This is a genomic window from Candidatus Magnetominusculus xianensis, assembly GCA_001541255.1.
Taxonomy (GTDB): domain Bacteria; phylum Nitrospirota; class Thermodesulfovibrionia; order Thermodesulfovibrionales; family Magnetobacteriaceae; genus Magnetominusculus; species Magnetominusculus xianensis.
Map to the genome: position 1 here is coordinate 1 of LNQR01000036.1, position 13,133 is coordinate 13,133.

General features: G+C 43.9%; 10 protein-coding genes and 1 pseudogene. 8 read left to right on the forward strand and 3 right to left on the reverse strand.

The window, feature by feature from the left end:
• Positions 1-243: 243 nt before the first annotated feature.
• On the forward strand, positions 244-2,235 hold the full coding sequence (gene tkt / locus ASN18_RS05645) for a transketolase (RefSeq protein WP_085051775.1): 1,992 nt from the start codon (positions 244-246) through the stop codon (positions 2,233-2,235).
• On the opposite strand, the gene lgt is transcribed toward tkt, so the two are convergent.
• Positions 2,204-2,992, reverse strand: a complete 789-nt coding sequence (lgt, locus tag ASN18_RS05650; protein ID WP_085051776.1) for a prolipoprotein diacylglyceryl transferase — start codon at positions 2,990-2,992, stop codon at positions 2,204-2,206. The genes tkt and lgt overlap by 32 nt on opposite strands.
• Positions 2,993-3,288: 296 nt before the next feature.
• On the opposite strand from lgt, the gene ASN18_RS05655 reads away from it, so the two are divergent.
• The 4 genes from ASN18_RS05655 to ASN18_RS05670 all read left to right on the forward strand — a co-directional run bounded on the left by ASN18_RS05655 (position 3,289) and on the right by ASN18_RS05670 (position 7,630).
• Positions 3,289-4,095, forward strand: a complete 807-nt coding sequence (locus ASN18_RS05655; RefSeq protein ID WP_085051777.1) for a hypothetical protein — start codon at positions 3,289-3,291, stop codon at positions 4,093-4,095.
• A 289-nt stretch (positions 4,096-4,384) separates the two neighbouring features.
• Positions 4,385-5,866, forward strand: a complete 1,482-nt coding sequence (locus ASN18_RS05660; protein WP_085051778.1) for a methyl-accepting chemotaxis protein — start codon at positions 4,385-4,387, stop codon at positions 5,864-5,866.
• Between the two features lie 84 nt (positions 5,867-5,950).
• A complete protein-coding gene (locus tag ASN18_RS05665; RefSeq protein ID WP_236861546.1) occupies positions 5,951-6,937 on the forward strand; it encodes a Tim44 domain-containing protein in 987 nt (328 codons plus the stop codon).
• A 21-nt stretch (positions 6,938-6,958) separates the two neighbouring features.
• On the forward strand, positions 6,959-7,630 hold the full coding sequence (locus ASN18_RS05670) for a YkgJ family cysteine cluster protein (protein ID WP_085051779.1): 672 nt from the start codon (positions 6,959-6,961) through the stop codon (positions 7,628-7,630).
• Here the strand turns inward: ASN18_RS05670 and ASN18_RS05675 are convergent.
• Positions 7,624-8,943, reverse strand: coding sequence for a hypothetical protein (locus ASN18_RS05675; RefSeq protein ID WP_157072850.1), 1,320 nt, complete (start codon positions 8,941-8,943; stop codon positions 7,624-7,626). The genes ASN18_RS05670 and ASN18_RS05675 overlap by 7 nt on opposite strands.
• Positions 8,944-9,025: 82 nt before the next feature.
• On the opposite strand from ASN18_RS05675, the gene ASN18_RS17080 reads away from it, so the two are divergent.
• The gene (locus ASN18_RS17080) at positions 9,026-9,259 is read left to right on the forward strand and encodes a hypothetical protein (protein ID WP_157072851.1); all 234 of its coding nucleotides are present in this window, start codon (positions 9,026-9,028) and stop codon (positions 9,257-9,259) included.
• A gap of 294 nt (positions 9,260-9,553) precedes the next feature.
• On the opposite strand, the gene ASN18_RS05680 is transcribed toward ASN18_RS17080, so the two are convergent.
• On the reverse strand, positions 9,554-11,581 hold the full coding sequence (locus tag ASN18_RS05680; protein WP_085051781.1) for an LPS-assembly protein LptD: 2,028 nt from the start codon (positions 11,579-11,581) through the stop codon (positions 9,554-9,556).
• An 87-nt stretch (positions 11,582-11,668) separates the two neighbouring features.
• Here ASN18_RS05680 and purH point away from each other — a divergent pair.
• Positions 11,669-12,247 (forward strand): annotated as a pseudogene (purH, locus tag ASN18_RS05685) (bifunctional phosphoribosylaminoimidazolecarboxamide formyltransferase/IMP cyclohydrolase); the annotation flags it as partial.
• Positions 12,248-12,258: 11 nt separating this feature from the next.
• Positions 12,259-13,131 carry a damage-control phosphatase ARMT1 family protein gene (locus ASN18_RS05690; protein ID WP_085051783.1) on the forward strand — a complete coding sequence of 291 codons (873 nt, stop codon included), beginning with the start codon at positions 12,259-12,261 and terminating at the stop codon, positions 13,129-13,131.
• The last annotated feature ends 2 nt before the right edge of the window (positions 13,132-13,133 follow it).

The following is a 13,133-nucleotide window of genomic DNA, read 5'->3' on the forward strand; positions in this document are numbered from 1 at the left end:
TCGGATACCTATCCCCAGCCGCTTATGAAAAACAGCTCTAAGAACTGTGGCATGAAGAATTTGGTGTCCACTATTGATATCACAGCTCAGTGTTGACAGGACTACTGCCGCCGTACTTCTTACCACCGGCATTTATCGCACAGATTTATTCACGCCGCCCCTAATAATCAAAATATTTTAGTTTGACAAAACATATTCCAGAGGAATAAACTTAGTGGATTCGATTTTACCTGGAGGCAATAGATGACCAAACTTGATGAGTTATGTATCAATACAATAAGGATGCTTTCAATCGATGCTGTACAGAAGGCTAACTCAGGGCATCCTGGAATGCCTATGGGCGACGCAGATATGGCATACGCATTATGGATGAAGTTCTTAAAACACAATCCATCTAACCCTAACTGGTTTAACCGTGACAGGTTTGTTCTTTCGGCAGGGCATGGCTCGATGCTGCTATATAGTTTACTGCATCTGACTGGTTATGATATTTCATTGAATGATATAAAAAATTTCAGGCAATTCGGCAGTAAAACCCCCGGACATCCTGAGTATGACGTGGAAACTGGTATAGAAGTATCTACCGGGCCGCTTGGTTATGGATTTGCCGTTGGAGTAGGAATGGCAATGGCCGAGCGCTACCTTGCCGAGACATTCAACAGGCAAGGGTTTAACATAGTGGATTACAATATCTATGCCATAGTAAGCGATGGCGACATAATGGAGGGGGTATCATACGAATCAGCATCGTTGGCCGGTCATCTGAAACTCGGTAAAATAATATATCTGTATTCTTCCAATAATACTACTATAGATGGCTCTACGGATTTGACATTCAGCGAGGATGTCGCCAAGAGGTTTGAGGCAATGAACTGGCATGTCGAACAAGTCGATGGATATAAACTGCCAGCAATTGAGAAGGCGCTCTCCAGAGCAAAAGAGGAAAAGAAGAGGCCGTCATTAATAATAGCGACCACACATCTGGGCTACGGCAGCCCCAACAAACAAGATATTTCTGACATTCACGGCGCCCCTCTTGGAGAGAAAGAGGTTGAGCTTACGAAAGAACATTTCGGCTGGCCGCAAAAGACTTTTTATGTCCCGAAAGAGGTCATAAAGCACTGCCGTCAGGCCATAGACAACGGGAAAAAAGAAGAGGCAGAGTGGAATGCCCTGTTGAAAAAATACAAGACAAAGATGCCGGAGCTTGCAGTGCTGTTTGAGCAATTCATGAGCGGTAAGCTAAACGCTACTTGGAAGGACGCCCTTCCTCAGTTTGACACGACAAGCGGAGCCATAGCAACACGCAGTGCCTCTGGAAATGTCCTCAATGCCTTATCCGAGGAAATCCCCAATCTGATAGGCGGCTCTGCAGACCTGTCACCATCCAACATGACCTGTTTAAAAAAACATGGACGTTATGGTCAGACGAAAGTTGGCAGAAACATCCACTTCGGCATTAGGGAATTTGCCATGGGTGCAGTCCTCACCGGTATGGCCTTAAATAAATTGTTAATACCGTATGGCGGGACATATCTCGTGTTTTCCAGTTTCATGTACCCGGCAATCAGAATGTCTGCGCTGATGAAGGCGCACGTCATATACATATTGACCCATGATTCGATAGGTGTAGGGGAGGACGGCCCAAGCCACCACCCTATAGAGCAGTTGACCACGTTGAGGCTGATTCCAAATCTCCTGGTACTCAGGCCTGCTGATGCCAATGAAACTGTCAAGGCGTGGGAAGTAGCCCTTGAATATGAAGGCGGCCCTGTGGCATTGGTTTTGACGAGGCAGAGTGTGCCTGTGCTTGACAGAAAGCAATATGCCTCACATGAGGGGCTTTGTCAGGGGGCTTATGTGCTTGCAGATTCAGGTAAAACGCCTGAGCTGATACTGATTGCTTCTGGCTCAGAGGTACATCAGGCACTTGGGGCATATACCCAGTTGCTCAAAGAAGGCGTTGCAGTGCGATGTGTTAGTATGCCATCGTTTGCGTTGTTTGAAAGGCAATCGGATGAGTACAAGGAATCTGTCCTGCCGTCAAGCGTAAGGAAACGCCTTGCTGTTGAGGCAGGGTCTTCACTTGGCTGGTATAAGTATGTGGGACTTGACGGGGCCGTAGTTGGCATTGATACATTTGGGATTTCTGCGCCGGCAAAGCAGTTGTTTGAGCATTTTGGCTTTACGGTTGAAAATGTCCTCAAGCACGCGCGTGTGCTTTTAGAGAAATAGTCAGACCGGCAGCGCCGACTAAAATCATAACTGAAGACAGGAGCTGTCCCATAGTCAGGATGCCTGCAAGCATACCTAACTGTGGGTCAGGCTCTCTGAAAAATTCAACAGTGATTCTAAAGACGCCGTAGAGGATTACAAACAGGCTTGTCAGGGCACCGCGTCTTGTGCTTAACGTATCCTTTATAAACCACATGATGCCGAACAGGACAACGCCCTCAAGGAAAAATTCATAAAGCTGCGATGGATGCCTCGGCAGATGCCCACCCCCCGGAAAGACCATTGCCCAGGGGACATCGGTTACGCGCCCGAAGAGTTCTGCGTTAATAAAATTTCCTATCCGCCCAAGTCCAAGCCCGATGGGGACAGTAACGCTGACCATATCGCAGAGCATCAGAAAATCGATATTTTTACGGCGGCAAAAGATGAACCCGCCGGTAATTGCCCCAATCAGTCCACCGTGAAAAGACATCCCCCCGTGCCAGACGGCAAATGCCTCAAGCGGATTGCTGAGGTAATAGCCGAAGTTATAAAACAGGGCATATCCAAGCCGTGCGCCCACAATCAGGCCGCTTACGGTAAACAGGTACAGGTTTTCGAGGTCTTCGCTTTTTATGACAATGCTGCGGCGTTTCAGTTGATATTTAACGAGGTAATAAGAGCTGACAAATCCAATCAGGTACATAAGCCCGTACCATCGGATTTGGACTGGGCCTAATTTTATAAGATAAGGCCGTATCTCAGGATAAGGCAGCATAGTTGCAGGTAATCTAACATAACCTGTAGAAAAATGTAAGGCTGCAATGGCAGCCCAACTTCCGAAAACTGGACAGAGTTAATATTAAAGATTTTGACAATAGAATTCCAGAGATGGTAACCTGAAGTTAGCAGGCGAACGGAGACAGGCTCTGCTTAGGAGCAACTGTCGAGGGATAGCGTGTTAGGACTAATCAGACTGTTAGCTGGGCGTGAACGAAGATTTGCGCTCTACAAAAACATTAATGTGAATCGGGGTTGTCCAATTCACGCTGAACCAAGAAAAAGGAGGGTGTTATGCCAAGGTTAATGAGTGGGCCTAGTGAAGAAACACTTCTGGAAGATATGTATTCTAATGTCAGTGGTAAATGTTGTGATGAAGAAAATCTTAAATTGAACGGTTTTCTTTCTATGGAAGGTAGTAACTATAATGCTTGTGAAGAGATACGCCTAATGGTTGTTGGACAAGCTCCTAATGGATGGGGTGATGTTATTGATTGTCCTAGTGGAGGAGGAATCTATTCGCGAGTTAAAGACAGTGTTACAGAGAGAATACATGGTAAATGTCCGATGTCGTGGGTTAATCTTTGTGATTTATCTCCGATATCTCCACGATTTCCACTCATGGCGATAGGACCACATTATCCTGCAGCAGGAATTGATTTTTGGGCAGTTATTAAATGTGTTGCCTGTGGATTAGGATTTAAATGTGACGACTGGTATTCATATATCGTATACTCTAACCTTTATAAACTATCGCCATCAGGTAAGGGCAATCCAAAGGGATGCCTCAAAAGAGCACAACTGTATGATTGCATAAAAATGTTGAAATTAGAAATTGAGACATACAAACCTACCCACTTACTTTTCTTAACTAACACAAAAACTAAGACAGAGTTTTGGTTTGATAATTTTGAGTGTATTTTTGTTCATCCATTATTAAGTGTCACTTCTGGTTTTGTAAAAAAATATGACCGTAGTTGTAGCCTTGGTCATCCTACTACTTTTACAGATAAATTCAAGATTGTTGTCACTGAACACCCCTCTAGGGCTAAAGGTACGGTTGTTGCGACCAAAGTTAGAGATATATTAGCTTATTTTTAAGAAACTATAGTGAGAAAGTTGGTGATTTTGTGTTTGTTGTTTTTCTTCTTATTCCAAGCAGTGGAAGTAGCCACAATTGACTATAATAAGATTCACTCTTGTCCAAAACGGCATTTACAGTTGACCTCTGATACAGTGTCAGAATAAAGACATAATGGTGGTATTCGCTTAACCTGTCAATTGCCTATCAATTGTTTGGAACTCGAAATTGCGCTGAAGAAACTAATTATTGTATAATGTAAGAGGAGCGAGCAGCAGTAGTCACAAACAAAAAGGGAGGAGCGGGATAATGGCAAAGCTATCTATCTCTACCAGGACAGTCATTCCTATTGTGTTGGTATCACTACTGGTTATATCAGCCATAGTTACCACAACGGTAATTATGTCCAGGCAAATGGTTGTAGACGAAGTAAGAAATGGTGCGCTAAAAGGGTACAAAGACACGATATTAAATACCCTCACTACGATGATGCTTAACGGTAGTATCAAAGAAGGGAAGAAGGAATTTTTTGAGCAGATGAAAAACATATTAGACGTAAAGGTACTAAGAGCCGATGCGCTGGACAAAGACTACGGCAAGGGAGAGGCACATGAATACCCCTCAGACGCAGTTGAAACTGAAGTAATTAAGACAGGTAAGGAAAAAATTGTAATTGAAGGCGATAAGATACGCGGTGTTTACCCCTATATAGCAAGCAAGAACTTCATGGGGAAGGACTGTCTGCTCTGTCACAACGTAAAAGAAGGTGAGGTGCTTGGCGCAATAAGCCTGGTTGTTTCTATGAAGGCCTCGATGGATGGAATTAGCAAGGTTAAATATATCTTCATATTGGTTGGGGTTGTCGGCTTGATAATCATAATCATCGTTTTTTCGATAACATTCAGGATCACCCACAAACCATTAGTTGAAATGTCAGAACAGATTCAATTGGTATCTGACGGCTATTTAAACGTTCACTGTTGTGAGTATGATGTGGACGATGAGTTAGGGGTCCTTTCGAGGGGAACTAAGAAGATGGTCGAAAAGGTCAGAGAAGTCATCTCTGAGGTCAGAGAGACAGCTAACACATTGACTGACGCCAGCGGGAAGCTCTCGATGGGGGCACAGCACTTATCTGAAGGGGCCTCCGAGCAGGCGGCCTCTGTCGAAGAGACATCGGCTTCGATGCACGAGATGACCTCAAACATCAGCCAAACTACGGACAACGCAAAGCAAACAGAGGCAATAGCAACTTCTGCGGCAAAAGACGCTATCGAAAGCGGCAAAGTTGTATCAGAAGCCGTAAGCGCTATGAAGGAGATAGCTGGTAAAATATCAGTTATAGAGGATATTGCAAGGCAGACGAATCTCCTGGCTCTGAATGCGGCGATTGAGGCAGCCCGTGCCGGAGAACACGGCAAGGGATTTGCAATTGTGGCCTCTGAGGTCAGAAAACTTGCGGAGAGGAGCCAAAAAGCAGCGGCTGAGATCAGCCAGCTTTCTGTCACAAGCGTAACTGTTGTTGATAAGGCCGGTTCTATGCTGACCAAGCTAGTGCCTGAAATAAGAAAGACGGCTGACCTTGTGCAGGAAATAACTGCAGCGAGCAAAGAGCAAAATTCGGCAGCAGATCAAATCAACAAGGCTATTCAGCAGTTAGACCATGTAGTTCAGCAGAATGCCTCAGCCGCAGGTGAGATATCCACAACCGCAGATGAGTTATCCTTGCGCTCAGAGCATCTCAGAAAGACTGTTGAGTTTTTTAAGTCTGGTACCGGCAGTGCCATATGATTTAAGGAAAAGCTCCTGATAGTCAGGAGCAGAGGTAGCGTGACTACACGCATATTAACCGGAATTCACCAATTGGAGGTGGCTGTGAGTAAGTTTGATATGAAGAGATACATAATTGGGTTTGTGGCGGTTTCTGTTATTGGATTGTTTTTTGCTGATGAGACTTTTGCCCGTGCTGGAAAAAGCAGCGGGAGTTCAAGCAAGAGCAGCATAGGAAGCAGAGGCTCACGGACAAATGTTCCCCCGAAGCAGCCAACAAGTACTGCTAGACCCTCACAACAACAGGCACAACCTGTTCAGCCTGCTATGCAGCCTGCCCCCGCAGCCGGTGGTTTTTGGCGCGGTCTTGCCGGTGGTATGATTGGCGGTATGCTTGGCGGAATGTTGTTTCACTCCCTCGGCTTTGGAGGCAGTGTTCATGGGGGCTATGGTGGAGCTGCTGTCGGCGGCGGTGGTATCGGTCTTTTCGATATTATTGTTCTTGCCGTCATTGGTTATGTCATTTATAGAATCGTCAAATCGAGAAGACGGGAGAATTCTTACAATGTAGATTATGCCGGTGGGGATTATTCAACGCAGTATCAGGCAGGGCAGCCACCTGATGATCTGCCATATCAGCAGACTGAACTGGAGGCCGGTCTTGAAGATATACGCCGCTATGACCAGTATTTCGACGAAGACAGGTTTAAGGGTATTGTCTCTGATATATTTTATAAGGTACAGACCGCGTGGTCACGCAGGGATTTAAACCCGGTGAGAAATATCATGGCATCTGATATTTTCGGGGACCTCAACGCAGATATTGAAAAGATGAAGGCAGAGGGACGAGTTAACAAACTTGAGAACATCGGCGTCAGAGAGGTCAGGCTGTCTGAGGCATGGCAGGAGACCGGCAAGGATTTCATTACGGTTGAGATTGCTGCCTCAATGCTTGATTATACTACAGATGAGACCGGCAGGATCATCGACGGTGATAACAATGTGCCGGTAGGATTCCTTGAGTACTGGACGTTTGTCAGAGACAGAGGCTCATCTAACTGGCAGTTGACAGCGATTCAACAGCCTCAGTAATAATTTGTAAAAGGAGAAACTATGGAGATCATAACCCCCGGCACTAAGACCGGATGTACACGTTGTGGGGAGTGCTGTGTAAAGGGAAGCCCCACGCTTCACTTTGGAGATTCCAAGCTCATAAAGGACGGCACGCTCGACTATAAAGACCTGTTTACGATTCGTGAGGGCGAGCTTGTTTACAATAACATGGACGATGAGTTCATTGCTATCGATTGTGAGCTTATCAAGATAAGGGAAGTGAAGGGTTCCCGGAAGTGTATCTATTATGACGAAGGGGCGGGCGGTTGCGGCATATATGAACTAAGGCCGACTCAATGCCGTGCCTATGAGTGCTGGGATACGGAGAAGTTCATGACAGCATTCACTGAGGAGAAGCTAACACGCGCCGAGCTGCTAAAGGGACAGACAACGCTTATTGATATTGTAAATTCACACGGCGACAAGTGCTCATATAGTAAACTCCTTGAACTTTTCACTGCAATAGGAGACGGGAAAGATTTAACAGGCGAAGTCCTTGAAATACTAGGTTACGACACATACATGCGCCCACTTTTAGTGGAGAAGACGGGCGTTCCGGAGGAATATCTCGACTTGCTGCTAGGGCGTCCACTCATAGATACTGTAATTATGTTTGGCTATAAAGTGGAAAAAGATGACCAGGACTGCTACTGTCTTCTGCCGCTTCAGTGACGCCTGAAGACAAGCGCTATGAACTCTGTGGGTTTATAGCGCTGCTGTATGGTCTTTTCTATTTGTTCCGGTAGTTCAGGCATGTTTAAAGGCAGTGGCGGCTTCTCCAGTATGAATGGTGGTGCTGCATTGCCTTGTGGTGAGGCAATTACGGCGTCAAGCGTATAGTTGGCGATTATCCATTTATATAAATCTTTTGCATACGATTGAAAATTGCTGTATCCAAATATCTGCATCGAATCGTTTGTGATAACTATGTAGTCGATTTTCTCGTCTTTAAGTAATCCAATCATTTTATCCTCGCTGATCATGTTTAGTTCCGGCGGCACAAAGGTATAATATCTCAGCGGATTGTCTCTCTGTGCCAGCAGATTCACGCTTACGCCTTCAGGAAATACAACTAATGTAGATTGAGGGGGGGTTGAGACACGTAAATATTGATAGAGCAAAGTTATTTTCATTGTCCTGTTATTATCGAAAAAGTAAAGCGCTCCATAATTTGTATCTAATCGTAAGGTTCTTATTTGATAACAGGCATGGCTTATAGAATAAAATGACAGCGATGTCTGTACTATTAATATGATTACTGATATATAGTAACTGTGGTAGTCAATATTTTTAAAATTAAACAACTGTTCACATATAGAAGGGAATGTTTTAAAAAAGAATATATAATAACATATCAACCCCATCGGCAAAAGATAAAAACCATATGACGACGGTACATAGTTCAGCAGTATTCTAACTGTTAATGTAAATGACACTAAAAAAAGAGTAAGCAGGATTAAATAGTCTTTTTTATAAATCTCTGCGTGTATAAATTTATAGAAATAGCTTATAATACCTCCAATAAATATCAAAAATAATATTTTTAATTGGTTGTAGCCGTTATATTTATACAGCATTTGGCCAAGTAGAACTGTTAGTCCGGCCATTATGGAGTATAATATCAGCTTTAAAAAGAGATTATTATTGCAGTTTCTAATTGCCTTAGCTGTCGATATCAGGACAAGCAGAGTAGCTATTTGCAGTGCAGAACTTTTTAATATGCTTAGGATACTACGCTGTGGGTTGTCAAAACCTGAAAGTACTTTTATAAACGTACTTTCACCTTTTAAACTAGCCATTATAAAATCAACGACATCGGATTTAAATCCCGCAAATGCGTTATTAAAAAACAGATAAGCGCCATAAGATAAAACAGTCAGTATAACAGGCAGCAAAAAGTATAATATTTCGCGGGCATGGAGTCCTTTTTTATAAAACAGGCATATGCCAATTAAAAAGAACGCTGCCCAGACAGTTACTGCCATATCTGCCCTGCACAAAAACGCCGCCCACAATGTGACAACCCAGAGGGACAGATATTTTAATTTATCACAATACAGATAATGAATGAAAGACAGTGTAGATGCCAGAATAAACACAAAATACAGAGTCGAGTTCGAGTTGTATGGAATGATAAAGTTAAGAATACCCAATAAAGTGGTATTGTTAAACGCAAAGATAAATAGGAAATTTATCGAAACTAATGCCGACAGCCCTCTGTCTAGAAAAAATCTGGATAGTTTATACAGCATAAGGCTTACGCTTAATGTAATAACTATGCCAAGAAATACAACGGTATAAAAACTCTCGCCGGTAAATTTGAAAAGGAAAGCAAGTAAATATGGCTGTAATAGTCCAACATTAGTATAGATATCCTTATATAGAACGGCCCCTTTTAAAATCTTATCCGGTATATAAATATTAGTTGTAAAGGTATCGACAAGTATATCGCCCCATTTAAGCCAGCTTGTATTAGTGAGATATAATAGGCACAGCAGGATGGATAAATAGTATAAGTACCGGTAATACAGTTTCAGCCGTGTAGCTTCTTTAGAAATAAAAATCATTCAAGAATGCTTAATAACTGCTGCGGCATCAGCCCCCGGTATTGCCAAACGTGAACAGCTGCTGCGTTCCAATGCCCTTTAAATCTAGCAGCATATATACGCCAAATGAATCAGGTGTGCGTGCAACTCTGAAATTAAGCCCCCAACACTGTTGCTTATAAAACAAATCCAGGCTGTAGTACTTGGCCTCACCGATTCTCGCATCATACCATGTGTTGGTTCTTAAGGCGTATTCCTTGCTTAGTACGAAGTCAAATGTGCCGGTTAGATACGTAATATTGTTGGGCACGTTATATCGCTCCCCTAGTGAGAATGTAACTTGGTCAGACAACTTTAGGCTGACTGTTGAGTTGACTTTAGTTATTGTGCCGGTTTTGAAATCATAATATGCCTCGGCCTTCAAGGTAAACGGTTTTTTAAACGTCAGTTGTAGTTTCATTGGCTGAAGCCTGTAACTTGTGTCAAGGGCGTCATATGAGTTTACAAGATTAACAAATAGAAATGTCCCGTTATTGTTCCTGAGATAATTCATAAGGGCAAGCTCGGTAGAGGCGGTCTTTTTGAACAGCTCCGTAGAGTCCAAAATCGGGGCAGGGTAGGTGTCGTTGTCCGTGTATATGTCGTTTGATATGTAGTTGAATCTCACCGACGGTTCAAATATATGCGTAAATGATGAGTAGTCTTTGACCAGTGTGGCATCGAGTGAGGCGTTATAGACCCCGGCAAAATTGTTTATAGTGTTCCTGCCATCGACAGTCTGCGAAAGTTTGTAAAAGGTCTCGCGCGCGCCAAGCGTTTGGGTGAACCTTATGCCGTCTCCTATTGACCAGTAAACCTTTGGGTATATGTCGAACCGCTCTCCTTTTATGCTGTGTTCGGAGATGAAGTTCGTCATCGCTGACCTCATAGAAAAGGCGTCTACCGGTGTTATTTCTATAGGATGGACGGTAAACCCAAGCTCAGGGACACGCTGTGATACGTAGCCGTTTGAGTTTTGCAAATCCACCCAGTACTGTGAAAGCAGATATGTCCTGATTTTCTCGGTTGAATACGCAACCTCGCCTGTGGATTCGATGTAACGCGAGATGCTCTTTTGAACCGATGGGCTGTACAACTGGTAATAGTCTTTTTGATTCAGATAATTAACATCCAACATGGTTGAAAACCCGCTCTCTGTAATATGGTTGTGCTTCCCTACGATTTGAAAATAGTTCTTGTCGTCTTTTCTGTCTCGCAGATGATAAAGCCACCATCTGCCCTCGATGCCGCCTTTCTCAATGTATCTATATTCGATACCCTGGCCTTCGCCTCTTTTTGAATAATATTCCGGGACTATAGTCATGTCCCTGTTTTCAGATATTGCCCAAAAAAACGGTACGCTGACAAAAGTCCCTTTGAAAGAATTATAACCTACTACCGGCATCAGGAAGCCGGTCTTTCGCCTTAGCGCCTGAGAGAATATAGGTGAATAAAGTAACGGGACGTCATTTACACGCATAGTAACGTTTTTCGAGACTACCTCTTCATTCAACTGTATTGAGGTCTCATCTGCATAAAAACACCAGGCCGGTACAGGGGCGTCACAGGTTGTTATGGAGCCTTTTTCAACGTAGTAGTTGTCGGAGTTGAGTTTTTGTATTGTCTCGCCTCTGACGTGGTAGTTGTCTTTTTTGAAGAGCAGTCTTGCTCGGGTCAGAAAACCGGTGTTATTATCGGTATAGAGTTCTGCCTCTTCTGCAAGCGCCCTGACATCGTTGTCTTCATATATTACGTTTCCCTTGAGTACGGCCAGAGAGCTGTCCTCGTAGAATTCGGCGTAGTCTGCTGTGACTGTAGAGTTGTCTTTCTTTGAGGATATCTCAACGTTGCCGGTGAGATAGTATATTTTTTTTGCGCCGTCATAGTCGAGTTTATCGGCGTCTATGACAGTGCCGCCGCCTTTATTCCAGCTTATTGCAACTGTAGAGGCGTTGTCGGCTGGTATGGCTGTCTCTTCGGCACCGGCTGATAATGCGCTCAGGATGATAAATATTATTATTACCGCTATCTTCTTCATAATTTGATGGGATACATTCTAACATATTCTTTACCTGAAATAATATAAGATGTTAAAATCAATTATTAATTATTGAGGAGGTATGGCTTGAGCAAGATAGAAAATGCCGTTATCAGCGTATCAGACAAGACAGGTGTTGTGGAGTTTGCTAAAAGACTTCAGGAGATGGGTGTAAAGATATTTTCAACCGGTGGAACCGCCAAATCGCTGAGAGATGCCGGTGTTGCTGCAACTGAGATATCAGAATACACTGGGTTCCCTGAAATGCTTGACGGCAGGGTCAAGACACTTCACCCAAAGGTGCATGGCGGCATACTTGCCCGCAGAGACAATCCCGCCGATATGACTGTTATTGCAGCACACGGCATTAAGACCATTGACCTTGTTGTGGTAAATCTCTATCCATTTGAGAAGACAGTTGCAAAGCCCGGCGTAACTTTTGACGATGCCATAGAGAATATCGACATAGGCGGCCCGACTATGCTGCGCGCTGCGGCTAAGAATTTTAAGGACGTCGCCCCGGTCATAGACCCAGCCGATTATGATAGAATTATTAGTGAGATGAGTACATCAGGCGGCGGGTTGAGTTATGACTTTCGCTTTGGGCTTGCCTTAAAGGTGTTTAAAGTGATCTCAGGTTACGATGCAGCCATTGCTAACTACCTGAAGACGGCGAAATGATAAAAGTTTCCTTAGATTGTTTCCCGTGCTTTTTACGGCAGACTGTTACTGCGCTTTCTCAGCTTGATGTGGATGATGCCGCGCGCTATCAGATAATCAGGGAAGTGCTTGGCATACTAAGAGATGTGGATGTCGAGAGGACCCCGGCATATGCAACCACCTTTATGTATCGGACAATAAAGCAGAGGACGGGGCTTGATCCGTATGCTGTATTGAAACGCAAGTACAATGAGTTTGCACTGGGGCTTTATCAGGGGCTTAGGCATCAGGTGTTTAACAGCAGAGACCCGCTTTGGAGCGCTGCGCGTATAGCAATTGCTGGAAACATCATCGACTTCGGCATATACGAGTCCTTTGACGTGGAAAAGACAATCGCCCGCGCCCTTGAAGATGTAATCGCGGTGGATGATTTCGATTTTTTTAAGGCAGAGCTGCAAAGGCATGACGAGATTCTATATTTGTTTGATAATGCCGGTGAGATAGTCTTTGACAAGCTGTTGATTGAGGTTCTTACAGGGATGGGTAAGCGTGTTACTGCGGTTGTCAAAGGCGCCCCGGTAATAAATGACTCAACAATGGAAGATGCCCTGATGACTGGTATTGACAAGCACTGCCATGTGATGGACAATGGATCGGATGCAGTGGGTACTGACTTAAACTTTTGCAGTCAGGATTTTATTAAGGAATATGAGAGGCATTCTTTTGTGATAAGCAAGGGGCAGGGGAATTTCGAGACCCTTGATGGCTGCAGGCACAAGAATATTGTTTTTTTATTTCAGGCAAAATGCGACGTCATAGCCTCGCATCTGAATCTAACAAAAGGCTCTATGCTGTTAAAGGGCCAGCTTAAACACCAACAGGAGCGATAAAC

Bases quoted from the DNA above. Each gene is read 5' to 3' on its own strand.
- lgt (WP_085051776.1), bottom strand. From the start codon at position 2,992: ATGCTGCCTTATCCTGAGATACGGCCTTATCTTATAAAATTAGGCCCA.
- ASN18_RS05680 (WP_085051781.1), bottom strand. From the start codon at position 11,581: ATGAAGAAGATAGCGGTAATAATAATATTTATCATCCTGAGCGCATTA.
- ASN18_RS17080 (WP_157072851.1), top strand. From the start codon at position 9,026: ATGAAAGACAGTGTAGATGCCAGAATAAACACAAAATACAGAGTCGAG.
- ASN18_RS05690 (WP_085051783.1), top strand. From the start codon at position 12,259: ATGATAAAAGTTTCCTTAGATTGTTTCCCGTGCTTTTTACGGCAGACT.
- ASN18_RS05675 (WP_157072850.1), bottom strand. From the start codon at position 8,943: ATGGCAGTAACTGTCTGGGCAGCGTTCTTTTTAATTGGCATATGCCTG.
- ASN18_RS05660 (WP_085051778.1), top strand. From the start codon at position 4,385: ATGGCAAAGCTATCTATCTCTACCAGGACAGTCATTCCTATTGTGTTG.
- tkt (WP_085051775.1), top strand. From the start codon at position 244: ATGACCAAACTTGATGAGTTATGTATCAATACAATAAGGATGCTTTCA.
- ASN18_RS05655 (WP_085051777.1), top strand. From the start codon at position 3,289: ATGCCAAGGTTAATGAGTGGGCCTAGTGAAGAAACACTTCTGGAAGAT.
- ASN18_RS05670 (WP_085051779.1), top strand. From the start codon at position 6,959: ATGGAGATCATAACCCCCGGCACTAAGACCGGATGTACACGTTGTGGG.